Genomic DNA, 23,644 nt, shown 5'->3' with positions numbered 1-23,644 from the left:
CGTCAGGCGCACGCCCCCACTGTAACGAAAATCCTTCAACCGCGAGGCTGCCCTTACGGAACGCCGCGCTGGGACAGCGCGGCGCCACCTGGAAACGTGGCGCTACCTGGAAGGTGGCAGCGTCCCGAGCCAGCGGATCAGCGCGTCGTCACCCATGCGTATCAACCCGGGCGATGGCCGCGTGGCCGGAGAGTGCAGCACGCACCGCCTGCAACAGCTGCTCCGGCGTGAAAGGCTTCGTGAGCAGGACTGGTTCGCTCGCCCCACTGCACGGCACGCCTTCCTCGGAGTAACCGGACATGAACAGGAACGGGGTCGCGCGAGGCAGGTGGCACGCGCGTTCGAACAACTGCTGGCCCGACATCTCCGGCATCACGAGGTCCGAGAGCACGAGCGCGATCGTGCCCTCGTCCTTGCGGAGATGCTCGAGCGCAAACCTGCCATTCGCGGCCTCGATCACTGTGTATCCGGCTTGCGACAGCACGTCGGCCACCAGTGACCGCACGTCGTCCTGATCCTCGGCCACCAGGATGACGCTGCCGGCGACAGCCGCCGTCGTCTCGCCGCCGCTGCCCTGCACAGCCGTGGGCGCTTCCACCGTCGGCAGGAGCACGTCGAAGCACGTCCCCTGCCCGGGAGCGCTCCGCACCAGCACCTCACCGCCGGCCTGTGTGACGATGCCGTGCACACTGGCGAGGCCGAGGCCCGTGCCGCGGCCGTTGGTCTTGGTGGTGAAGAACGGCTCGAACACCCGCGCCTGCACCTCCGGCGGCATGCCGATGCCGGTGTCGGTCACCGTGAGGTGCACGGCCTCGACACAGCCAGCAGCGGCTGGCCGGTTGGACGTTGCAAGGGTCAGCGTGCCTCCGTCGGGCATGGCGTCACCGGCGTTGACCGTCAGGTTCATCAGCACTCGTGTGAGCTGCCCCGAGTCCATCGAGACGAGATCGTGGGTGGCGTGCAGGTCGAGTTCGATGTGGATGTCGTCTCGTACCAGCCGGCTCAGCATGGACTGCGTCTCGGTGAGCTGCTCGTGCAGGCTGAGTACGCGAGGCTCGACGAGTTGACGACGGCTGAAGGTCAAGAGCTGCCGTACGAGATCGCTGGCCCGCTCGCCAGCACGCCGGATCTCCTGCAGTGCCTGCGGCGCCGTCGGCAGCGCCGACACCTCCGACTCGATCAGCACGGCGTACCCGACGATGATCGTCACCAGGTTGTTGAAGTCGTGGGCAATGCCGCCGGCCAGTTGCCCCAGCATGTCGAGCCGCTGCGCCGCCTGCAGCTTCGCCTCCATCGCCGCCGCGGCCGCGCGCGACTGCCGCGCGCGACGGTTCGCACGGTAGAAGGCGGCGGCCAGCGTCAGGGTCGTCAGCAGGGCGACGCCCAGCATGACCGTCCCGTAGGCGAGGTAGCGCGTGCGCGCGCGTGCCTGCATGACCTCGTAGACCCCGAGGACTTCGGCGGCCGCATACACCGAGTGCCGGACGACCACGGTTCGCAGCGCGCCGTCGGCAGCCATGGCGTCGATCTCGGCACGGAGGCGCTCGGCGGTCCCTTCAAAGCCCTCACGCGCGCCCACCCCGAGGCCGAGGGTCGAGCCCCGCACGGCATGGGCGCGCAGGGCGGCGGCGGCACACTGGCTCCCCGACGACTGCGCGTCGGCGAGGTCGCCGGCCGCCAGGAAGGCGACGGGCACCTCGCCGGTGCATAGCGCGCGTACCAGTGCGGGCCCGTCGGCGTACAACACCCACTGCGCAGTCGGAAAGTGTTCGGCGGCGAGAAACTGCGTGACCGGCAGCGTCGAGAGGCCCACCTTGCCGCCGAACTGCGGTGGCGGCAGCTCGCCCTGATCTCGTACGACCACCCAGACGTCGGACTGCAGCCAGGGCGCCGTGAAAAAGATGTCGGGGCGCCGTCGATTCAGGATCGCCAGGTTCGGCCAGAGATCGACGAGGCGCGATCGCAGGGCACTGTCGGCATTGAGGGGCGCGGTGACCCGCACCCATTCCAGGGTGATGCCGGCGCGACTGGCCGCTTGCTGCAGGACGTCGACGGCGATGCCGTGAGGACTGCCACCCGCGTCCGTGTACATGTACGGCGGGTCATGCACGTAGCCGGCACGAGCGGAGGCATGCGCGCGAGGCTGCCGTGTGACGCTGAACCAGGCGAGACCGGCCACCACGGCGACGGCACCGAGCATGAGCCCCGGCAGTCGCCCGGCCTTCGTCACCATGTTCGTGTCACGCCGGCAGGATGCCCCAGCTCGGCCTTGCGATAAAACTGTCCGAAGGTCTCACGCCCACGACAACCCGTGCCGGGCCAGCGGCAAGGCGCGGTACCGCTTGCCCGTCGCCGCAAAGAGCGCGTTACAGATGGCCGGGACTGCCGGCGGCAACGCTGGCTCGCCGATACCTGTCGGGGCGTTGTCGGACTTCACGAAGTCGACATCGACCTCGGGCACCGTCTCGCGATGCCGGACGAGTTCGTAGTCGTGGAAGTTGCTCTGCATCGTGCGGCCCCGCTCGAACGTGATCTCGGTGGACATGGCGTGCGACATGCCCTCGATCACGCCGCCCTGCACCTGGTTGATCGCGGTGCTGGGATTGATCACGTGACGGCCGACGTCGCCAACCACCCACACCTTCTCGACACGGACCTTCGTGTCGCCGGTGACTCGCACACGCGCCACCTCGGCGAAGTAGCCGCGGTGACTGAACTGGAACGCGACCCCCATGCCGACGCCCGGCGTCTTCTGCTGCCGGGCCCAGCCGGAGGTCTCCGCGACACGCGCGACGACGTCCCGCATCCGTTTCGGGTTGAACTGCAGCTTCGGCGCGTTGGGTGCGTCCTGGCTGGCGAGGGCGGCATCGAGCAGCGCGAGGCGGAAGGCCACCGGGTCGGCGCCCGCCGCGTGCGCAACCTCGTCGAGGAACGACTGGAAAGCAAAGCAGAACGCGTTGCTGCCGGGCGCCCGGAGCGCGTACATCGGGATGCCCACCGGAATCAATGAGGCATGGAACCCGAAGTTGGCGACATAGCCCGCCGGGAATTCCTCCGGCGTGATCCCGGCCGTCGGCGCGAATTGCTTGCCCTCGCCGAAGCTGACGAAGTGATTGCGCCACGCGGCCAGGCGGCCCGACGCGTCGAGCCCCGCCTTGAAGTGATGGAACCCGCCCGGCCTGTAGTGGTCGTGCTGCACGTCGTCCTCACGCGTCCACAACACCTTGACCGGGGCGCCGCCCACCTCTCGGGCGATCCAGGCGGCCTCCAGCATGTAGTCGTTGGTCAGGCGCCGGCCGAAGCCGCCGCCCACCCTGAGGATGTGCACCTTGATCTGGTCGAGCGGAATGCCGAGCAACGTGGACACCATGCCGCGACCGGTCTCGGGTGTCTGGCTCGGCGCCCAGATCTCGAGCTTGCCGCCGGTGAACTGCGCGGCGCAGTTCTGTGGCTCGAGCGGGGCATGCCCGATGAACGGATAGGTGTAGTCGCCCTCGACGACCTTCGCCGCGCTCGACAGCGCCGCATCGGCGTCGCCATCAGCGCGGATGGTGAAGACCGGCGGGGCGGCGGCGAGTTCCTTCGCGCGGGTCGCGATCCACGCCGAACTGACCTCGGCCGTCGGGCCTTCGTCCCACTCGACCTTCAGCTTCCCGCGCGCCGAGTGGGCGGCCCACCAGTGGTCCGCGACGATCGCAACGCCGCCATGCAGGCCGAGCATCTCCTTGGTGCCTTCGATCACGAAGGCCTTGCGCACGCCGGGTAGCGCGCGAATCTCGTCCAGGTCGGCCGATTTGACCTTGCCGGCAAACACCGGGCACTTCTCGTATGCCGCCCACAGCATCCCCGGCAGCGTGAAATCGATGCTGAACAGCGGCTTGCCCGTGACGATGAGCGGGTTGTCCACACCGCCAATCGGCGTGCCGATGATGCGGTACTCGGATGCGGCCTTCACCGGAACGGACTGCAGGTCGGGCACGGGCAGCGTGGTGAGCGCGGACGCCAGCGCGCCGTAGCCGAGCGTCCGGTTGGTTGCCGCATGACGGACGGCGCCGTGCGCGGTCGTGCATTCGGAGGCGGGCACGCTCCAACGCGCGGCTGCCGCCGCGATGAACATCTGGCGGCCTGCCGCACCGACGCGCCTGAGCGGCTCCCAGTTGGTCGGCGTCGCGGAGCTGCCGCCCGCGCGCTGTGGCCCATACGCGGCCTGGTCCAAGCTCGCCTGCTCGATCGTCACCTGGGCCCAGTCCACGTCGAGCTCCTCGGCGATCAGCATCGGCAGCATCGTCTTGATGCCCTGGCCGATCTCCGGGTTCTTGGCCATGATGGTGACGCGGCCATCGGCGGCGATCCTGACAAACGAGGCCGGTGCGAGCGGAGGCGGCGGCGGGGCGCCAGGCGCCTGCGGTTGCTGGGCCGCGAACAGCTCCTCGGCATGCAGGGCGAGCATGACGCCACCGCCGGCAAGCGCGGAGACGCGCAGGAACGCGCGGCGAGTGACTTCTCCGGACATGGCGGGCGTCATCGGCGCACCTCCTGCTGGCCAGCGCGTCCGGCGCTTGGCGCCGTGCTGCCGCCGCTGTTGGCGGCAGCCTTCTTGATCGCATCACGAATGCGGAGGTACGTGCCGCAGCGGCACAGGTTGTCGCTCATCGCGTCGGCGATGTCGGCATCCGATGGCGATGGCTTCTGCTTGAGCAGGGCGACGGCGGACATGATCTGGCCGGCCTGGCAGTAGCCGCACTGCGGAACGTCGAGTTCCACCCACGCGCGCTGGACGGGATGCGAGCCGTCGGCGGAGATGCCCTCGATCGTGGTGATTGCCCGCGCCCCGACGTCGCTCGCCGAGAGCAGGCAGGAGCGCACGGGCTCGCCGTCGACGTGCACCGTGCACGCCCCGCACTGGCCCGCGCCGCACCCGAACTTCGTGCCCTTGAGGTCGAGGATGTCGCGCAGCACCCAGAGCACGGGCATGTCGTCGGGCACATCCACTGCCCTGCGCTGCCCGTTGATTGTCCACGTTGCTTTCATGTGCGCTCCTCGTAGGTCTCAGGTCTCAGGTCTCAGGTCTCAGGTCTCAGGTCTCAGGTCTCAGGCAGCAAGCGCATAGCCGGTGCCGGAACACGGTGCCCGGTACGGTGACACCGTGTCAGCCGCGCGCCTGCTACCGCGTCTTCGAGGCCGACCAGCCATCGCCGGTGATGCGGTCGCCGGACACGTGACCCGCATACGTGCGGCTTCCCGCCGTGAACGAGATGGCGTCGCCATTCAAGGTTCCGCCCGTGATCGGCATCTTCCCGAGCGTGCCCGAAATCATCTGGTACTTCTGCGTGAGCGCCAACGTGTCCTGCCCGAGTGTCCACGAGCCCTCGACCTTCGCGGGTACCACCCACGACATCACCGTGCACCACGACTGGCATCCCTCCGAGGTCGTCTTGGCGTCGGGCTGCCAGTCGCCCATGTCGAACGAGTTCGACGCGATGCGCGTGCCCGGCTTGAGGTCGAGCAACTTCGGACGCAACCGCTCGTTGATGTCTGGCAGGAGGAACAGCGTGATCACGGTGGCCTTCGACAGGTCCGCCTCGAACAGGTCGCCCTGGACGAAGGTCGCCTTGCCCGAGACGCCGGCCTCCGTCGCCAGCCGCCGCGCAAGCGCGACCATCTCCGGGTTGAATTCCACGCCCACGGCCGTCGCTCCCCGCCTCGCAGCCGTGATCACGGTGATGCCGTTACCAGACCCGAGGTCCATGACGACGTCTTGAGGTGTCACCTTGGTGAGATCCAGCATCTTGTCCACCGTCGCCTGCGGCGTCGGCACCCAGACCACGTCCTTGCCCGCCTGGCCGCTGACCGGCTCGAACGGCTTCGCCTTGTCGGCGACGGCCTGTGCCGAGGCGCTGACGGCGACCAATGACAGGGCGACGGCAACCACGCCGCGTGCTACGTACGTGAGGCCACTCATGAAGACTCCTTCGATCAAGACCAGCGTGAGAAAGATCGACCGTATGTACTTCTCGCGACACCGCCCATTCGCGTGCGCCCCGACGCGCGTCGGGAGGCGCCCGCCGCGGAGTGGCAGACACGGGTGGGGCCCACGTTGGCTCCGGCCGTGGCCTGGCGTCAAGCTGAGCGCACCTTTCCTCGGTAGCACTACGCCAGCCGCGCGACCGCCGTTGATCGCGTCGTACTTTCCTGCCAGGCGGCACACCAGGTAGCGCCGGGCTGTCCCGGCGGTCCGGCGACGTGTCTCTCGAGCGTTCGGCCCGCTGCGACAGCGGGCCGCTACCCTCCGTAGCCGACTGGGCGCAAAGACGATCGCCGCAGTCCCGCGCGACCGTGTTAAGGTCCAGCTGGTTTGCCGTCTTGATACCAGAATCAGCGGCGGGTATGCATCTGTCGCGAGGAGATTCCATGAGTAACCAACCCAGCACGAACGTGCCGTTCCTGCCTCCGCATGCGCAGCTGATTCAGATGATGGCGGCGTCGTGGGTATCGGCCACCGTGTACACGGCCGCCCGGCTGGCCCTCGCCGACCACCTCGCGGACGGTCCGAAAAGTGCCGTCGAACTGGCTGGCGTGACGGGCACACACGCGCCCTCCCTCCATCGCCTGATGCGGACGTTGGCCGGACTCGGCATCCTCACCGAGCAGGAGGGGCAGCGTTTCGCGCTGACGCCATTGGGTCAGGCGCTGAAGACTGGAGCCCCGGGCTGCGCACGGTCCACGCTGCTGGCCTTCGGCGGCCAGGCGTTCTGGCGAAGCTGGGAAGGGATGCTGCACTCGGTGCAGACCGGGGAGACCGGCTTCGAGCAGGTGAATGGCGCGCCGGTGTTCGATTACCTGGCGAAGCATCCGGAACAGGCGGCCCACTTCAGTGAGGCGATGGTGGGCTTCCATGGCGCTGAACCACCAGCCGTCGCCGCGGCATACGACTTCTCCGCCTTCAAGACCATCGTCGATGTCGGTGGCGCGACCGGCAACATGCTGGCGGCCGTCCTGTCACGCCACGCAGGACCTCGCGGCGTGCTCTTCGACCGCCCACACGTCGTGCGTGACGCCCTGCCACTGCTGAAGGCACACGGCGTGGAGTCGCGGGTGGCGATCGAAGAGGGAAATTTCTTCGAGTCGGTGCCTGCAGGCGGCGACGCCTACGTGTTGTCCCACATCATCCACGACTGGAGCGAAGAGCAGTGTCTCAGCATCCTGGGGCATTGCCGCGAGGCCATCAAACCCGATGGTCGTCTCCTGATCGTGGAGACCGTACTGCCCATGGGCGACACGCCGCACCAGGGCAAGTTGCAGGACATGGTGATGCTGGTCGTGCCAGGCGGTCAGGAGCGCACGGAGGCCGAATACGTAACGCTGCTCGAGAAGGCCCGCTTCCGGTTGACCCGCGTGGTGCCCACCGACTCGGTCGTGAGCGTAGTCGAAGCCATCCCGATCTGAGGAAGGTAGGGCCGGGGCGTGCGCGCGACCGTGCACGCCTGCGTCGACCTGAAGGTCGACGCCTACGTTTCACTGTGCAATACGGCGCGACGTCAGCGCCGCGTGCTGCGATAACCGGCCAGGAGCGCATCCATCACGCGGTTGGTCCGGGCACCACTCTCGCCGGTACTGCCGCAGGGGCCCTGCCCGCGCAACTGGTCGACGATCGACTGGATCAACGGCTGCTGCACGTGCGGAGGATGCGGGATGACGAACTCCTTCGCCTCCCCGCCGCGTATGAGCAGCACGGGCCTCTCGTCGAAGGTCGAAAACGTCAGCCGGCCTGTACTGCCGATGATCTCCACGACATCCTCGTCGCGGTCGGCGGTGAAGCACCAGAGCCCCGTGCCTTTCGCACCCGATGCGAACGCCAGCGATGCCGTGACGATATCCTCGGCGGCGTAGAAGCCGCCCTGGTTGGCTGCGCCACCCTGGGCCTCGGCAATCGGGCCGAGGACGTGGTCGAGCAGATCCAGCGTATGGGACGCGAGGTCGACGAACAATCCGCCGCCGGCCACCTCTGGAACGACGCGCCACGGCAGCGCGCCGGACGTCGGCACGTGTCGTCGACTCAGACGAATCGACACCACGCGCACGTCTCCGATCGCGCCGGCGTCCACCAGCGCCTTCACCTTCACGAACCGCGGCAGCATGCGCCGGTAGTACGCGGTGAACAGCGGCACGCCGGCCTGCCGGCATGCGTCGATCATCGCGAGGCACTCTTCGTGGGTGCGCGCCATCGGCTTTTCGACGTACACGGGCTTGCCGTGGCGCGCCGCGAGACACACGCCATCGAGATGCCCGACAGGCGGCGTGGCCACGTAGACCGCGTCCACCTCGGGATCGCGCACCAACGCTTCCGCATCCGCGTACCAGCGTGGGACACCGTGGCGGCGCGCGTAGTCCTCGGCCAGATGCGCGGTGCGCCGCATCACGGCGACAAGCGCGGATCCCTCTGCCTTGACGAAGGCGGGGCCGCTTTTGACCTCGGTCACGGCGCCGCACCCGATGATCCCCCACCGGACGGGACTCATCGCGACTGGTACGGTCCGAAGACCGCCTTGATGTTCATGGACTCGTCCATGTCTTCGAGAACGATGGCTCGGTAGGTACCGCCGCCACGCTCGACGCGGATGACGATGTGGCCGCGAGCGCTGATCAGCCGATCGAGTAATGGCCCGATGACGATGCGATTGGCTGGCGAGATGTCGGTCGCCAGCACGTCCCGATCGCCCGGATACAGGCGCTTGGACAGCATGCGGTCGAGCACGTCGTGTCCCGGGTGGTCCGACGACCACACTTGCAGGATCCAGAGCCGTGGTTGCAGGGTCGAGACGAAGAACGCGTTCGTGGAGTCGCGATTGCCGTGGTGATTGGCCGCGGCGACCTCCACCGCGCCGACCACCTGCGCCACCGGCGTCTCGATGTCGTGCCAGTCGGCGACGCCCGGACGCGGGCGGCCGGGGATGTCTCCACCGGTGTAGAAGTCGAAGGCACCGTAGCTCACCCGGATACCGGCACTGGACTCGTTCTCGTTCGGACGGTCGTCTGCCGGGAGCGCCGCGGCATTCTCGGGGAAGCGGCTTCGCGTGGCCTGTCCGGCACCGGTCCACACCTGCCCGTTCGCAAACAGATTGCGGACGACGAAGTCCGGGTATGCGCCAGGCTCGCGCAGGAGCCTGATCTGATCGGTGCGGCCCGGTTCGAAGCGGACCATGCGCGACGGCTCTGCACGAGCGAAGGCGACGTAGGCGTCCGTCGCGGGGAACGTGCCGCCACCGCTCACGTCGCCGTACTCGGGCCAGGCGCGATCGAGCATCGTGCGGATGGGCACGTGACGCGCCAACTCCGGCAACGCGCCGAAATGGTCGTCGTGCAGGTGCGACAGGACCGCGTAGTCGATCCCCGGCGTCCGGTAGTGCGACATGACGCGGCTTGCGTACCGCGCAATCCACTCACCAGGCCGCCGTGTCCCGTCGGGCACCACGGGCACACCGCGCGGCGAGCCGACCGGCGCGCCGCCATCACCCGCATCGAACTGCATCGTCGTGCCGTCGGGCAGGATGAGCAGCGCTGCGTCACCGCGGCCGGTGTTGATCACATGGATGTCGAGCGTGCCTGCCTGCCAGGGCGGCAGCGGGCTGCCCACGGACTGGGCCGTGAGCGTCGCCGCGCTCAGTGTTCGGAGTTCGGGAAGGTAGGGCCGGCTCTCCCTGGGCGCCGAAGCGCGGAGCGCGGAGGTGGCCGAGCCCGGCCATCGAGCCCCGAGTACGATGAGGAGGAGCGCTCCCAGGAGTCGGCGAGTCATGTAATGCCTGATGCCTGATGCCTCATGCCTGATGCCTGATGTCGAAGGTCGAAGGCCCAAGGCCGAAGGCAGCCGAAGGCCCAGGGCCGGTATCCGCCGGGCCGGGCCTCGTCAGGTAGGGCCGGCTCTCCGAGCCGGCCCCAACAGGAGCGTGAACGCCGACTGCCAAACATCCCGCCGTAGGCGTCGACCTTCAGGTCGACGCGCGGCGGCTAGGTGCCTGGCGTTGTGATCGGGGTGATCACGAGCTTGCGGAACGACACCTTCGAGTGATCGCCCTGGATCATGATCGGCCCGGGCGCCAGTTCGTCGGCGTCCATCGCGCCGCCGGTGACGGCGGGCAACAACGCGTTGTCGTGCACCTTCTTGCCGTTGAGCGTGGCGGTCACGTGGTTGCCGACGACGACGGCTTCGAGGATCTGCCAGGAGTCCGGCGGGCCGCCGGCGTAGACGTCAGCGCGCTTCCAGCCGTAGATGTCCATCAGTTGACCCGGGTAGGACGCGACACGACCAGGCGTCGCCTCGAGCGCAAGCTGCAGTTCGTAGCGGCCACGCAGGTAGAGCCCGCTGTTCTGCCCTGCACCGAGGTTGAACTCCGCGTTGATCTTGAAGTCCTTGAATTTCTGCTTCGTGTGCGGATTGCACGTCGAACGTTCACCGCGCTCCGGCACGCCGTTGCTCATCACGCCATCGGCCATCGTCCAGCGGTCGACGCAGGTGTCTCCCGGGTCGGTGCCAAGCCCTTCCCACACGTCCTTGCCGACTCCTGTCCCGACGATGACGACCGGCGTGCCGTAGGCGTGCTTGCCGTTGGCATTGGAGGGAGGGAAGGTGGGCTGCCGGACGCCGACCCAGTTGACGGTCTGCGGTGGCGGCGTGGGACGCGGAGTGGCTGGCGTGGCTGCGGCAGCGCCTGGCCGCGGCGTCTGCGGGCAGGGGTCGCCCGGCGTTTCGTGGTGGCCGATCAGCTTGCCACCCTCGAGCTTTGCGCGATACAGCGGGCCGCAGGCGGGCTTGGGCAAGGTCTCGGCACCGCCGCCGTACTGCCACTGCAGCTCGCCGTTCTCGACCTTAATCCACGAGACCGGCGTCGCATGGCCGCCGCGATCGAGGAACAAGCCTTCCAGCTTGCCGCCGACCTCCTTGACCTCGAGGAAGTAGACCTTCCGGGCATCAGCACCGGTTCCGGTGATGTTCCACCGGCCGACATACGGGTTCTGCTGGGCCGACAGCGCGACGACTCCCGCCACCGCGACTGCACCCAGGACAAGGCTTGACGACCGGACCGACACACGCATGCAGAATTCCTCCGAGCCAAGCCTACATGATCAGCGCGGAAGCTAGCAGGCAGCGCCGAGCAAGCTCGACGCCTACGGACGAAGCCGGGTACCGGGTACCGGGTGCCGGGTGCCGGGCATCGGGAGTCGGCAGTCGGCAGTCGGGACGAACGCCGTACGTCGAGCGCCGACCACAACGTCGAACTTCGAACGTTGAACGTCGTCCAGGTAGCGGCGGGCTGTCCCAGCCCGCCGTCCCATGCGTGCGAATCCGGAGCGCGACGGCGTCAGCGCAGGATGTCGCGTCCGCCGTACGTGGTCAGGTCGCGCTCGAGTTCGGCGGCATGCGCATCGTCGCGTGCCCGCGTCCCCAGCACGATGCCGCCCTCGCGGATGCCACGGTCGTACACCTGGGCACGATCTTCCGGGATGCCCGCGCCGATCAGCGCGCCCATGAGCGTGCCCGCAGCGCCACCCGCACCTGCGCCGGCGATGGCGCCCGCGATCGGTCCGGCGACGATGAGCCCGAGCCCGGGAATCGCAATCGACGATGCCGCGGCGAGCAAGGCGCCGAGGGCCGCGCCGACGCCGAGACCGGTTGCGCCACCGATGCCAGCGCCCTCAGTTGCCTTCGAGCCGGCCTCGTGGGCCGCGGCGGCCTCGAACTCCCTGCCCGGTGTGGCGCTGCCAAAATGGCGCGCGCGAGTCTCGTCGGACATCAGCACACTGACGTCCTCGGACGTGTAGCCATGGCGCGTGGTGAGATCCTGGTACGCGCGACCGGCATGCGCGGGGCTCTCGTACAGCCCCGTTACCAGCCGCCCTGACGTATCGCGGTTCGTGACGCGATCGTCGCCGAGTGCGTCATTGGCGGCCTGACGAGCGCGCCCTTCGGCGTTCTCGCGCTCGCCCTCGACTTCCATGCGGCCGAGCCCGAGCATCGACCCGGTCGCCTCCTTGACCGCACCCTTGACCCGTTGCCCCGTGGCCGCGAGTTCTTCTCCCACCGAATCATCACGATGCGTCGTGTTGTCTGCCATCTGCACACCTCCAGGGTCGTGCCCGTCAATTCGGGCTCGCCAGGGATGCATTTAGCAAGGACGCTGCCACTGCCCGTCAGCGGGTTGCTGGTAAAACCCGCCCGCGCGCCTGGTGATGTTGTAGTGATCGAACTCGACGCGCACAAAAGCCGACGCGCGTCGGCGATAAGGACGAGCGACCGACTGCCGTGTGGCAAGCATCGAGCAAGCTCGACGCCTACAGAAGAGACCGGGTACCGGGTACCGGGTGCCGGGCACCGGGCACCGGGCACCGGGAGTCGGGAGTCGTGAGTCGGGGATCGGAGTGACCGCTGTCATCGACATGCCGAAATGCCGCCAATGCCGCAATGTCGAAGGCCGCTTGCCCTCGACATTCCAGCATTCCGGCATTCCAGCATTGCAAGCGTCGAGCAAGCTCGACGCTTACGGAAGAGACCGGGTACCGGGTACCGGGTACCGGGCGTCGGGAGTCGGGGATCGGGGATCGGGGAGCGGGGATCGGGGATCGGGGATCGGAGTGACCGTTGCCATCGAATGCCGAAATGCCGCCAATGCCGCAATGTCGAAGGCCGCTTGCCCTCGACATTCCAGCATTCCGGCATTCCAGCATTGCAAGCGTCGAGCAAGCTCGACGCTTACGGAAGAGACCGGGTACCGGGTACCGGGAGTCGGGCGTCGGGAGTCGGGGATCGGGGATCGGGGATCGGGGATCGGAGTGACCGTTGCCATCGAAATGCCGAAATGCCGCCAATGTCGCAATGTCGAAAGCCGCTGCCCTCGACATTCAGCATTCCGGCATTCCAGCATTGCGCGGCACTGTCTCGATCGTGCGTAGCCGTCGACCTTCAGGTCGACGGAAAGCGTCGCGGTCGTCGTGGCGAAGGTTAGGCAGTCGTGACGCCGCGACCCGCGAGCAGCGCGCTCGTCGTCACCAGCAGCGCGCTGAGGGCCACGCCCTCGGCGGCGACCTTGACGGTGGCCAGGTCGGGGAACGTCGGCGCAATGCGCACCGTGCGGTCGTGAGGATCCTGCCCGAGCGGGTGTGTCGCCCCCGCGGGCGTCAACTCGACCCCCGCATCCTTGGCGGCCTTGACGAAGTCACGCGCGCAGCCGTCCAGCACGTCGAGGCTGATGAAGTACCCGCCCTTGGGGACGAGCCACGAGGCGACGCCGGTGCCGCCGAGATGGGCCGCGAAGGCGTCGGCAACCGCCGCAAACTTCGGAGCCACGATCGCGCGGTGACGATCCATCAGCGCGAGCAGGCCGGCCGTGTCGCGCAGGGCGCGCACGTGACGCAACTGGTTGACCTTGTCGCCGCCGATGCTGCGCTTGCCCATGCGGCCCAGGAACCACTTCACGTTCTCGGCAGACGACGCAAACAGCGCGACGCCGGCGCCCGCGAGCGTGACCTTCGACGTCGATCCGAAGACGAAGGCCCGATGTGGATGGCCGTGACGCGCACACGCGTCGATCAGGCTCGGGATTTCGATGCGTTCGTCGGTCAGGTGGTGGACGGCGTACGCGTTGTCCCAGAAGATCCGGAAGTCGGGCGCCGCAGTCGTCATCGCCGCCAACCGCTCCACCACGGCATCGGAGTACACGGCCCCTGACGGGTTGCTGTACTTGGGCACGCACCACATGCCCTTGATGGCGGCGTCCTCGCCGACGAGCCGTTCGACGACGTCCATGTCGGGTCCGTCCGCATTGAGCGGCACGGGGATCATCTCGATGCCGAAGTCCTGGCAGATCGAGAAATGACGGTCGTATCCGGGCACCGGGCAGAGGAAGGCGACGCGCGGCTCACGCACCCAGGGGCGCTCGCTGCCGACCGTGCCCTTCAGCAGGCTGTAGGCAATGGCGTCGTGCATCAGCGCGAGGCTGGAGTTGTCACCGATCACCATCTGCACCGGCACCGTACCAAAGAGCGGCGCGAGCAGGGCGCGCAGTTCCGGCAGGCCCTGGAGCACGCCGTAATTGCGCGTGTCGGTCTTGTCGGCCGCGAGGAAATCGTCTTCACCGGGCAGGCCGAGCAGCGCGCTCGACAAATCCAGTTGCTCGCTCGCCGGCTTGCCGCGCGTGAGGTCGAGAGCGAGCGCACGCTGGCGGAACGCGTCGTAGCGACGTTGGACGTCCTGGAGGATCGAGCTGAGGTCGGCGGTCGAGAGCGATTGGAGTTGAGGCACCGAGCGGAACGGTACCCCGAAAACGCTCACATCGGCCCGACATGACTCACTGGCATGGCGCCCATGTCCAGACTGGATGACTCGACCACGGCCGGCCATCCTGCCACGGCCGAGGCAGCGTCTCGCGCGGAGGGCGTCGGCGAATAAACTCCGGCCGGCTCACACACGTCTACTGCGTCCATGCACGTCTCTCGGGCGCGTCGCATGCTCGCCGCCCTGGTCGCAGGCGTCGCCTGCCTCGCCGCCCTTCCCGGTACGTCCTCTTTCGCAGCAGCACAGACGCCACCCGACGCCGCGGCCACCCCTGCCAAGGTCTCGCTTGCACCGCTCGTCGCAACCCGCACCACCGTCGCTCCGACCATCGATGGCGTCCTCGACGATGCCGCGTGGACGGCAGCGCCAGTCCAGGCCGGCGAGGACTGGCGCTCGTACAACCCGTTGTATGGCGACCAGATCCAGCAACACACGACGGTCTGGATCGCCTACGACGCCACCTCCATCTACGTCGCGTTCAAGTGCGACGACCCCGACCCGTCCGGCATCAAGACCTCGGTGACCCGCCGAGACAACATCTGGCCTGACGACTGGGTCGGCCTCAGCCTCGATGCCCTCGGTACCGGCCAGACCTCCTACCACTTGATGGTCAACCCGAACGGGATCCAGCTCGACATGGTCAACACCATCTCGGGCAACGAGGACACATCGCCGGACTGGGTCTGGGACAGCGCCGCACGCCCGACACCAACGGGCTACGCCGTCGAGATCCGCCTGCCCCTGCAGATGCTCCGGTTCAAGGGCGGCGAGGAGGTACGCATGGGCGTGCTCTTCTGGCGACGTGTCAGCCGCACCGGCGTCTCCGTCGCGTGGCCGGCGCTGCAACCTGGCCGGTGGGTGTTCGACACGCATGCGCCGTTGATCTTCAAGGATCTCCAGGGTGTGGCTGTCCGCGAAGTGATCCCGTCAGTGACCTACACGCACCGGGAGGAACGGCCCAATAGCGAACGCTGGCTGCGTGACAACGGCGGCGAGGTGGGGGTCAGTGGCAAATGGGGCCTCAGCACGACGATCACCCTCGAGGCCACGCTCAATCCCGACTTCAGTCAGGTCGAGAGCGACGCCGTGCAAGTCGAGGTGAACCAACGTTACCCGGTGTTCTTCTCGGAAAAGCGCCCGTTCTTCATGGAGGGCGCCGCTGCGTTCAACCTCGCCGGCAACGCCCAAGGCGACGCGAGCATGCTCTACGCCGTCCATACCCGGAAAATCGTCGATCCGATCCTCGGAGCGAAGCTGACCGGGTCGGCCGGGCGCGTCACCTTTGCCAGCCTGACGGCCGTCGATCAGGGGCCAGGGCGCGTCGAGGATCTTACTGACCGGCTGTCGGGCCGCGAGAAGATCTGGCAGATCGCCCGCGCGCAGGTGAGCCTCAAACCCGGCAGCTACGCTGGCGCCATCGGCACATTCACCGAACTGGCCGGGCGCCACAACGCCGTCGGCGGTGTCGATCTCAACCTGCGCCTCAGCCAGTCGCAACGGTTCACCGGCTTCGTCCTGGCATCGTCGACAACCCACGATGCGGGGTCGCGCGAAGGGCTCGGCACACAGCTCACGTACGGCTACAGTTCGCAGCGGGTGAACGCGCAGGGCCAGTTCGAACACTACGACCGCGGGTTCGTGATGGACACGGCCTTCCTCAACCGCGTCGGCTTCACCAGCGGCTGGGGCTATGTCGACTACAGCTTCTATCCCGACAAGACGAAGTACCCGTGGATCCGGCGCATCTCGCCGTTCACGTTCCTGCAGGCCGGACACGATCGCATCGCCGGCGGCGACGAGATCATCAGCGTCACCGGCGTGCGTTTGAGTTTCACGCGGCAGGGTTTCGTGCGGGTGGACCGCATCTTCGGGCAGGAACCCTGGCAGCACCAGGAGTACGACAACGGCCGCACACGCCTGCAGGCTTCGGGGCAGCTGTTCCGCTGGTTACGGCCACAGGCCCGCGTCAACTGGGGCGCGGCGACGTACTACGACGCCCTCGACCCGTTCCAGGGACGCTCGCTCGACACCTCAGCTGGCGCCCTCATACAGCCGAACGGACGGTTCAGCGAGGACGTGGAGTTCCAGCGCATCGCCTTCGACCGCGCCACGACCGGTGAGCGCGTCTACACCGTGTCGCTGGTGAACACTCGGACGACGTACCAGTTCACGCGCGCCCTGGCCGCTCGCGCCATCATCCAGTACGACGGACAGCGTGAGCGCGTGCTTACGGACTTCCTCGGCTCGTACGAGCCTCGGCCCGGCACCGTGGTGTTCGTAGGCTACGGCTCGCTGTACGAGCGCCGCCTCTGGCAGGACGACCGCTGGCTGGAGCACCAGGGCGAGTATCTGACGACCCGCCGCGGTTTCTTCTTCAAGGCCAGCTACCTTTACCGGTTCTGATTCGTGGCCGTCGGCGCGGGCGACGGCGTGACAACGCGATCGAGCCAATCGGCGATCACCTGTGCAACCTGGGCCTCCTCACCCGAGTACATGTGGTCGCCACGCGCGATCGTGGCCGTCGTGATCCGGCTGGGTCCGCTCTCCAGTCGCCGTGACGTCGCCTTCACGACGGCCAGATCCGCGTTCCCGCCGACGTCATCGCGTGTTCCGAAGAATGCCAGCAACGGACACGTGATCGACGCGATGGCGGCGTCGGTGCTCGACACGCCGAAGATGTCGAGCAAGGCCGGCGGTGTGTGCACCTGATCGAGGTACGTCGCGGCGCTGATGAACGACGGGAACGAGCGTCCCGGAATGCGTAGCAGGTCGTCGCCCTTCCCTGCCGCGACAAGCTCGGTGGCCTGCTTGATCAGGGCGGCATCGTCGGGAGGGTGCAACGGTTGCACCGGCCCGGATGCCAGCACCAGGCCGACCACGCGCGAGTCGTGTGACGAGGCCTGGTAGGCTGCCACGGCCGGCCACCCGGCAGAATGGCCCACGAGCACGACGCGTGAGAAGCCGTGCTCGGCGGCGATCTCGATCCACGCGGCAATGTCGCGTGACTGTTCGCTGGTCACGCCCCAGTAGCCACCGCCGCGCACGCGCCGGCCGGACACGTTGGTCGCACTCGTGCCGAGGTCGTGCATCCGCGTGTTGATCGACATGGTGGTCACGCCGCGCTCGGCGAGGGCGCGCCCGATGCGCGCGTACGCGGGGTCGTAGAAGTTGGTACCCCAGCCATGCACCCAGATCACCGCGACCGGCCGCGCTGCGCTCTTCGGCGGCATGAACACTGCCCCGCCGTTGATGACGCCATCGTCGGCGCGCGCGTGGACGAGCACCTCCGGGAACTTGCCTGGTTCGACGGCGAGCGGCCGCGGCTTGAACGTCTGCCATGCCAGCGCCGCCGCCAGCGCGCCCACCAGCAGCACCATCAGCATCGTGCCGGCGATGCCTCGCCTCGCGTGTGTCATCCGCTGATTGTCGACCGGCAGGCGGCACAAGTCGACCACTCGCGGTCCCGGGCACGGCACGAGGCATCGCAGTACCATGCGTACCGTGGCCAGGATGACGCTCACGGTGAACGGTCGTGCGTGGAGCGGCGAGGTCCCCGACGGGACCACCTTGCTGGACCTCCTGCGAGACCATGCCACGCTGACGGGCACGAAGTACGGGTGCGGCGAGGGCCAATGTGGCAGCTGCACGGTCCTCGCGGACGACAAGGCGGTGCGCGCGTGCCTCACGCAAGCCAGCGCCGCCCGGGCGGTGACCACCATCGAAGGACTGGCCACGGGAGACCGCCTGCACCCGGTCCAGCAGGCTTTCCTCGATGCCCAGGCGTTCCAGTGCGGCTTCTGCACGCCGGGCATGATCATGGGCGCCGTTGCGCTCCTCGCCCGCACGCCGCGCCCGACCGACGACGAGATTCGCCATGCGCTCGACGGACACCTGTGCCGCTGTGGCACGTACCCACGCATCATGCGTGCGGTGCGAGCGGCGGGGGACGCCCTCGCGCGGCAGGAGCGCCGTGGCTGAGGATCTGCGCGCCGCATACAAGCGTCGGTTCGACGAGGACCTCGAGCCGGAGACGTACACCGTCGTCGACGCGCTCGGCGATCTCACGCCCGATCGGCGTGCGTTCCTGAAGGCCCTCGGCGGCGGCATGTTGTTGCTCGTGACCGTACGTGCGCAGGGCGTCGATGTGCCCGTGCGCGTGCAGGTCAGCGACGACGGCACGTACCGCGCCTTCACGGGCAAGATGGACATGGGCCAGGGCTCGCGCACCCTGCTCACGCAGGCGTTTGCCGAGGAGTTGGGGGTTCCCCTGGATCGCGTCGTCCTGGTCATGGGCGACACCCGGCTGTGTCCCGATGACGGCGGCACATGGGCAAGCATCACGACGCCGGTCACCGTGCCGGTGATCCGGAAGGCGGCAGCGGCCGTGCGCGCCGTGCGCGCCGCCACCCCGGATGGCCTCGTGGCTCCAGCAGCCTGGCGAACGCTTGGCCAGTCGGTGCCCAACGTCACGGGGCTCGCCATCGTCACTGGCGCAAAGGCTTATCCCTCCGATCGACGCGTGCCCGGCCTGCGCCAAGCCGCCGTGGTGCGCAGTCCGAATCACAAGGCGACGCTCAAGACGTTCGATGCGAGCGCCGCCGAGCGACTGCCAGGCGTCCGCGTCTTGCGCGACGGTGACCTGCTCGCCACTGTTGCTGGCGACATGGCGACGGCGCGGCGCGCGGCTGCCCTCGTGACTGCCGAGTGGACTCCCGAGTCGCTGACACCGCAGGGCGATTGGGTCGCGCTCTTCCGAAAAACCGCGGTGGAACCGGTTGAGCAGCCACGCGCACGCTACCCGCCACTACTGAGGCGAGGCGACGTGGTCGCCGGGTTGGCGGGAGCGGTTGCGCGGCAATCGTCGGTCTATCAGGTCGCGCCGATCGCCCACGTGCCGCTCGAGCCACGCGCCGCGATCGCCGAGTGGAACGACGACGGGGTCACCGTGCATTCGGGCGTACAGGCGCCGTTCCTGTGCCGTCAGGAAGTCGCAAAGGCTCTCGACGTGCCGGAGACGCGCGTCCGCATCGTCGCGGCGGATTCCGGGGGCGCCTATGGCGGCAAGCAGCGGGGCGAATGCGAGGTGGAGGCGGCGCGGTTGTCGCGCCTCGCGGGCGCGCCGGTCCGCGTCGCCTGGACGCGGGAGGAAGAGTTCACCTGCAGTTACGCGCGCCCGGCGGGATTGCTCGACGTGGAGAGCGGCGTGGATGCGGGCGGCCGCCTGGTGGCCATGCGCTTTGCCAACTACAACAGCGGCGCGGCCGGCCTGGCCCCGCAGTACGACATCGCGCATCACTGGGTCGGCTTCTACCGCACGCAGTCCGACGTCCGGCAAGGCAGCTATCGATCGCTCGCGGCGGTGGCGAACAACTTCGCGCTCGAGTCGCACATGGACGAGTGGGCGGCGACGCTGGGCCTCGACCCGGTCGCGTTCCGCCTGCGCAACATCACCGATGCGCGGCTCCGCGAGGTGATCGAACGATCGGCCGCTCGCTTCGGCTGGAAGGCTGATGCTGCGGCCCGCAAGAGTGCGCCCACGCGCGAGCGGACCGGCTCGAGACGCGGCGTCGGCATGAGTTGCAACCTCGAGAAGGACGCGCGGCTGGCACTGTTCGTGGAGGTCGAGGTCTCGGGGACCGACGTGCGGGTGGTGCGCATGGTCGCCACCGGCGATTTCGGCGCGGCACTGAACCCGGATGCGCTGCAGAACCAGATGACCGGCGCGATCATCCAGGGGCTCGGCGGCGCGCTCTGGGAACAGGTGACGTACGACGGGACCACGCAGCGCACCCGCCGTCTCTCCGAGTACCGGGTGCCACGCTTTCGCGACCTGCCTGACCTGGACGTGCAGCTGATCGACCGCCGGGACATCGAGCCCGCGGGCGCAGGCGAATCACCGATCACGCTGACCGCCCCCGCCCTCGCCGCCGCGATCTTCGACGCCACCGGCGAGCGACGGCGATCCTTGCCCTTGGTTGCCGCGCGCTGACACCCTCGCGCGGCTCGCAGAAGCAGGCTGCAGCCTACGGCCTACAGCCTACGGATCTGGCCTTGGGCCTTCGTAGGCGTCGACCTTCAGGTCGACGCACGCGATCCGCCGACCTGAAGGTCGGCGGCTACGTCCCTCAAGAAGCGTTAGGCGTCAGGCGTTAAGCGTTAGCGTTAGCGTTCGGCGTTCGGCGTTCGGCGTTCGGCGTTCGTCGTTCGGCGTCCGGCGTTTGTCGAGATTCGTTCTGTCCCTGGCCCCGTAGGCGTCGACCTTCAGGTCGACGCGTCAGGCGGGATCGAGACGGCCTTCGGCCCTGGCTGAGCCCTGAGCCTTGAGGCTTGAGGCTTGAGGCTTGAGACCTGAGCCGTAAGGCCGACGTGCGCCGGGCGCGGGCGTCAATGAGCACGCGCCCGCGCCTCCACGACTTCCTTCCGCAGCGGTTGGTCCGCTTTCTCAGCGAGGACGACCAGGTTCGCGTAGTGAGTCGCGGCCTTCTGTGCATCGCCGGCAGCAACGGCCGCGCGCGCGGCGCCGTACGTGGCGCGGAACCGATGCGGCTCCTTGGCGAGCGTGGCCTCGTATTCGGTCAGCGCCTCGGCCTGACGGTTGACCTGCATCAGCATGTCCGCGAGCAATTCACGTGCGGGCTTGATCGGCCCTGGCGTCACCGCGGCCTTCTCGGTCGCGTCCTCCAGGCCCGCGACCTCCCGCATTTCCGCCAGCGCCTCCGCGACCTTGCCGTCCGCGAGCGTCGCCCACGCCGCCGCGCCGCGGCGCTGGATCTCCACCTGCCCAGACCAGTAAGCGTCGCCTGACGCCTTCACCGCATCGCGAATCGCTTCGAGACGGACGATCTCCTGCCGCGCTGCGGACGCGTTGCCCGTCCTCGCCGCGCCGAGTGCGCGAGCGAAATGCGAGACGGCGTTGGCCCACTGCGTGGGCGTCTCACGGGGCACGAGCGCGGCGGCTGCGGCCCAGTCCTCACGTTCGAGGGCATATCGCGCCGGGATGGCCGCCAGGGCGTAGTGTCCTGCCGCAGGGGGCGCGGCGTTGCCCGGTCCCGTAGTCGAAATCTTCGAGACGAGCGCCTCGATCGCCACCACCGTGCGTCCGGCTGCCGCATCCTGCGCGGTCTGCAGGTAGGCATACGCCTGGTAATCCAGCGCGTGCAGTTCCTCGGCTGTTGCGCCGTCCTTGCGCGCCGCCGCGGCCGACGCCAGGTTCGTGTCGATCGACTCCTGCCACGATCCCACGCGCGTGAACGTGTGCGAGGGCATGTGCAGGGCATGCGGGGCGGCTGGCGCGATCGCGGCGTAGCGGCGTGCGGCGTCGAGCGCGCGAGGCGCCAGGGCGGGCACGTCGAGGCTGTGGATGATGTAATGCGCGAGGCCCGGATGCTCCGGCTGCCGGGCGAACTCGCGTTCGAGGATCGCGTCGGCCTGCAACTGGTTGGCGTACGTCTTGTCAGTCGGCAGCGCCGTCTGCGTGAGCGCCAGCGCATGGAAGATGCGCGCCTCGACATCGTCTGGATACTGTTGGACGACTGCTGCCATGGCCTTCTCGTAGGCGAGCGTACGCGTGCGCTGGTCGACGGTGGCGCTGTCGCGGTACAGCAGCGCGACGGCGGCAAGCCAGGCCTTCTCGCGCTCGGTGCCGGCGCCGCTCACCCGCCCTGCCTCGGCTGCGGCCCGGCCTGCCTCGAGGGATGCCGCCGAGCGCGACGGCGCGAACGGATTGCCCCACCAGCTCAGCGCGATGCCCCAGTGCGCCATGACGCACGACGAATCGCTCGCCAGGACCTTCTGGAACGAGGCGACGGCTGCGGAGAACCAGAACGAGTGCAGCTGCGCGACGCCGCGATCGAGCTCGGGCTGGACGCCGGACGCGCACGACGTCGGGAAGTGCACCGATCCGAGTCGCTCGCCGGGCTGGCCGTGCGCATGAGCCTCTTGCGGCTGGGCGGTGACCACGCCCGGAGGCGCCACGACCAGCAAGGTACACGTGACTGTCCTGATGAAAGCCAGACGGAATCGCATGCGTCTCCTCCGCGACGATAAGGAGGACCTCGAGAGTTGCCAGCACGCGTGGCCCAACGGCCGGTGCGGCTTCACATTGTCAACGCGCACACGCCGCCTGCCGCACACGGCTGAGTCGCCGGTCGACCAAGGTCGACCGCTACACCACAGAGGGCGCGTAGGCGTCGAGCTTGCTCGACGCTTCGGGCTGACCGGCCGCCGTACGTCACGGCGTCGGCAGGCCGGGGCGCGCCGACCACTTGGACCAGTAGAACGTGAGTGGCACCGGCCCGGTGTTGACGATGCCATGCAACACGCCGCCGGCGCAGAACATCATCGACCCCGGGCCCACCTGGGTGACCGTGCCGTCGCAGTCGATTTCGCCGGTGCCGCCGGCGATCACGAGGATCTCCTCTTCGGGGTGCCTGTGCGGCGGATGCGGCGATGCGCCCGGATCGAGCACGGCCATGCCGGCACACATGCCAGACAGCTGATCGGTCGGCCCGTTGTAATGGACGAAGACGCGACAGCCGTCCTGCACGTCAGCGGAGATCGACCCCAGGCCGATGACCCCGTCCGGCAATGTGGCGGCGGAGCGGTCGACGTCGATGACGATGTCGGTGGGTTCGGACATGGCCGCCATGGTAAGCGAGGGCTCGCGCCGCCGACGTGACAGGCACACCTGCGGCGCGAGGAAGACCTACTGCGCGCGCTTCTTGACGCCGAGCGCGTCGAGCTTCGCGATCATGAGCTGACCGGCGGTGGCCGTGTTGGGCGCCTTGTCGATCTCGAGGATTTTTCCGTCCGGACCGATGTAGAACGTCCAGCGCGCCGCGAACTGCTGGTCGGGTGGCCGGTCGGTACGGATGACCCCGTACTTCATCGCCGTCGCCTTGGACGGGTCGGCGAGGATCGGGAAATCGGCCTCGTGCATCTGCGCGAACTTGGTGTTCTGCTCGAGGTCGTCGACGCTGGCCATGAAGTACGTGATGTCGTAAGTCTTCAGAATCGGGCCGCTCTCACGGAGCGACTTGCATTCGGCCGTTCAACCACCGGTGAAGGCTTTCGGGAACCAGGCGAGCACGACGGTCTTTCCCTTGTACTCCGACAGTGAATGCGTCTTGCCGTCGGATCCCGGCAGCGAGAAGGCAGGCGCCATGTCGCCGACCTTCAGGTCTGCCGAGTACTGCGGTGGTGGTGCCGGAGCGGCCGGCGCAGTCGCAGGTGCAGGGGGCTGACCCTGTGCTGCCAGCGTCGCCGTGCCGAGGCACGCGACCATGCTGAACAACAGGAGTCTGGACATGCCGAGGATGG

Annotated in this window: 18 protein-coding genes; 4 read left to right on the top strand and 14 right to left on the bottom strand. The window is 68.2% G+C overall.

The features are described 5' to 3' along the window. Positions 1-148: 148 nt before the first annotated feature. The 4 genes from LuPra_RS10930 to LuPra_RS10915 all read right to left on the bottom strand — a co-directional run bounded on the left by LuPra_RS10930 (position 149) and on the right by LuPra_RS10915 (position 5,962). On the bottom strand, positions 149-2,233 hold the full coding sequence (locus LuPra_RS10930) for a hybrid sensor histidine kinase/response regulator (RefSeq protein ID WP_110170763.1): 2,085 nt from the start codon (positions 2,231-2,233) through the stop codon (positions 149-151). A 60-nt stretch (positions 2,234-2,293) separates the two neighbouring features. Continuing rightward, positions 2,294-4,525: a xanthine dehydrogenase family protein molybdopterin-binding subunit gene (locus LuPra_RS10925; protein WP_110170762.1), complete on the bottom strand. Its 2,232-nt coding sequence runs from the start codon at positions 4,523-4,525 to the stop codon at positions 2,294-2,296. Beyond that, on the bottom strand, positions 4,522-5,031 hold the full coding sequence (locus tag LuPra_RS10920) for a (2Fe-2S)-binding protein (protein WP_110170761.1): 510 nt from the start codon (positions 5,029-5,031) through the stop codon (positions 4,522-4,524). Before LuPra_RS10920 ends, LuPra_RS10925 begins: the two co-directional genes overlap by 4 nt. A gap of 133 nt (positions 5,032-5,164) precedes the next feature. After that, entirely contained in the window at positions 5,165-5,962 is a 798-nt protein-coding gene (locus LuPra_RS10915; protein ID WP_110170760.1) for a class I SAM-dependent methyltransferase, read from the bottom strand. A 449-nt stretch (positions 5,963-6,411) separates the two neighbouring features. On the opposite strand from LuPra_RS10915, the gene LuPra_RS10910 reads away from it, so the two are divergent. After that, a complete protein-coding gene (locus LuPra_RS10910; RefSeq protein WP_110170759.1) occupies positions 6,412-7,446 on the top strand; it encodes a methyltransferase in 1,035 nt (344 codons plus the stop codon). 92 nt (positions 7,447-7,538) lie between these two features. Here LuPra_RS10910 and LuPra_RS10905 read toward each other — a convergent pair whose 3' ends face one another. The 5 genes from LuPra_RS10905 to LuPra_RS10875 all read right to left on the bottom strand — a co-directional run bounded on the left by LuPra_RS10905 (position 7,539) and on the right by LuPra_RS10875 (position 14,293). After that, positions 7,539-8,519, bottom strand: coding sequence for a Gfo/Idh/MocA family protein (locus tag LuPra_RS10905; RefSeq protein ID WP_110170758.1), 981 nt, complete (start codon positions 8,517-8,519; stop codon positions 7,539-7,541). Further along, positions 8,516-9,793: a ComEC/Rec2 family competence protein gene (locus LuPra_RS10900; RefSeq protein ID WP_110170757.1), complete on the bottom strand. Its 1,278-nt coding sequence runs from the start codon at positions 9,791-9,793 to the stop codon at positions 8,516-8,518. Before LuPra_RS10900 ends, LuPra_RS10905 begins: the two co-directional genes overlap by 4 nt. Positions 9,794-10,005: 212 nt before the next feature. Further along, a complete protein-coding gene (locus LuPra_RS10895) occupies positions 10,006-11,091 on the bottom strand; it encodes a 3-keto-disaccharide hydrolase (protein ID WP_110170756.1) in 1,086 nt (361 codons plus the stop codon). Between the two features lie 266 nt (positions 11,092-11,357). Then, positions 11,358-12,110: a CsbD family protein gene (locus LuPra_RS10890; protein WP_110170755.1), complete on the bottom strand. Its 753-nt coding sequence runs from the start codon at positions 12,108-12,110 to the stop codon at positions 11,358-11,360. Between the two features lie 884 nt (positions 12,111-12,994). Next, entirely contained in the window at positions 12,995-14,293 is a 1,299-nt protein-coding gene (locus LuPra_RS10875; protein ID WP_110174643.1) for an aspartate aminotransferase type Ic, read from the bottom strand. Between the two features lie 180 nt (positions 14,294-14,473). On the opposite strand from LuPra_RS10875, the gene LuPra_RS10870 reads away from it, so the two are divergent. Further along, positions 14,474-16,729, top strand: a complete 2,256-nt coding sequence (locus LuPra_RS10870) for a carbohydrate binding family 9 domain-containing protein (protein ID WP_157899000.1) — start codon at positions 14,474-14,476, stop codon at positions 16,727-16,729. On the opposite strand, the gene LuPra_RS10865 is transcribed toward LuPra_RS10870, so the two are convergent. Then, positions 16,717-17,742: an alpha/beta hydrolase gene (locus LuPra_RS10865; protein ID WP_157898999.1), complete on the bottom strand. Its 1,026-nt coding sequence runs from the start codon at positions 17,740-17,742 to the stop codon at positions 16,717-16,719. The genes LuPra_RS10870 and LuPra_RS10865 overlap by 13 nt on opposite strands. A gap of 76 nt (positions 17,743-17,818) precedes the next feature. On the opposite strand from LuPra_RS10865, the gene LuPra_RS10860 reads away from it, so the two are divergent. Next, on the top strand, positions 17,819-18,304 hold the full coding sequence (locus tag LuPra_RS10860; RefSeq protein ID WP_110170750.1) for a (2Fe-2S)-binding protein: 486 nt from the start codon (positions 17,819-17,821) through the stop codon (positions 18,302-18,304). Beyond that, entirely contained in the window at positions 18,297-20,315 is a 2,019-nt protein-coding gene (locus LuPra_RS10855; protein WP_162271356.1) for a xanthine dehydrogenase family protein molybdopterin-binding subunit, read from the top strand. Before LuPra_RS10860 ends, LuPra_RS10855 begins: the two co-directional genes overlap by 8 nt. 395 nt (positions 20,316-20,710) lie before the next feature. On the opposite strand, the gene LuPra_RS10845 is transcribed toward LuPra_RS10855, so the two are convergent. From LuPra_RS10845 to LuPra_RS33130, 4 genes are all read right to left on the bottom strand, one after another. Beyond that, positions 20,711-22,351: a hypothetical protein gene (locus LuPra_RS10845; RefSeq protein ID WP_110170748.1), complete on the bottom strand. Its 1,641-nt coding sequence runs from the start codon at positions 22,349-22,351 to the stop codon at positions 20,711-20,713. A gap of 205 nt (positions 22,352-22,556) precedes the next feature. Continuing rightward, on the bottom strand, positions 22,557-22,964 hold the full coding sequence (locus LuPra_RS10840) for a cupin domain-containing protein (protein WP_234800832.1): 408 nt from the start codon (positions 22,962-22,964) through the stop codon (positions 22,557-22,559). 66 nt (positions 22,965-23,030) lie between these two features. Beyond that, a complete protein-coding gene (locus LuPra_RS10835) occupies positions 23,031-23,489 on the bottom strand; it encodes a peroxiredoxin (protein ID WP_234800924.1) in 459 nt (152 codons plus the stop codon). Continuing rightward, positions 23,376-23,633 carry a redoxin domain-containing protein gene (locus tag LuPra_RS33130; RefSeq protein WP_234800996.1) on the bottom strand — a complete coding sequence of 86 codons (258 nt, stop codon included), beginning with the start codon at positions 23,631-23,633 and terminating at the stop codon, positions 23,376-23,378. The genes LuPra_RS10835 and LuPra_RS33130 overlap by 114 nt, the downstream gene beginning before the upstream one ends. Between the last annotated feature and the right edge of the window lie 11 nt (positions 23,634-23,644).

This window comes from Luteitalea pratensis (assembly GCF_001618865.1).
GTDB lineage: Bacteria > Acidobacteriota > Vicinamibacteria > Vicinamibacterales > Vicinamibacteraceae > Luteitalea > Luteitalea pratensis.
This window is presented reverse-complemented; position numbering and strand designations above follow the sequence as displayed.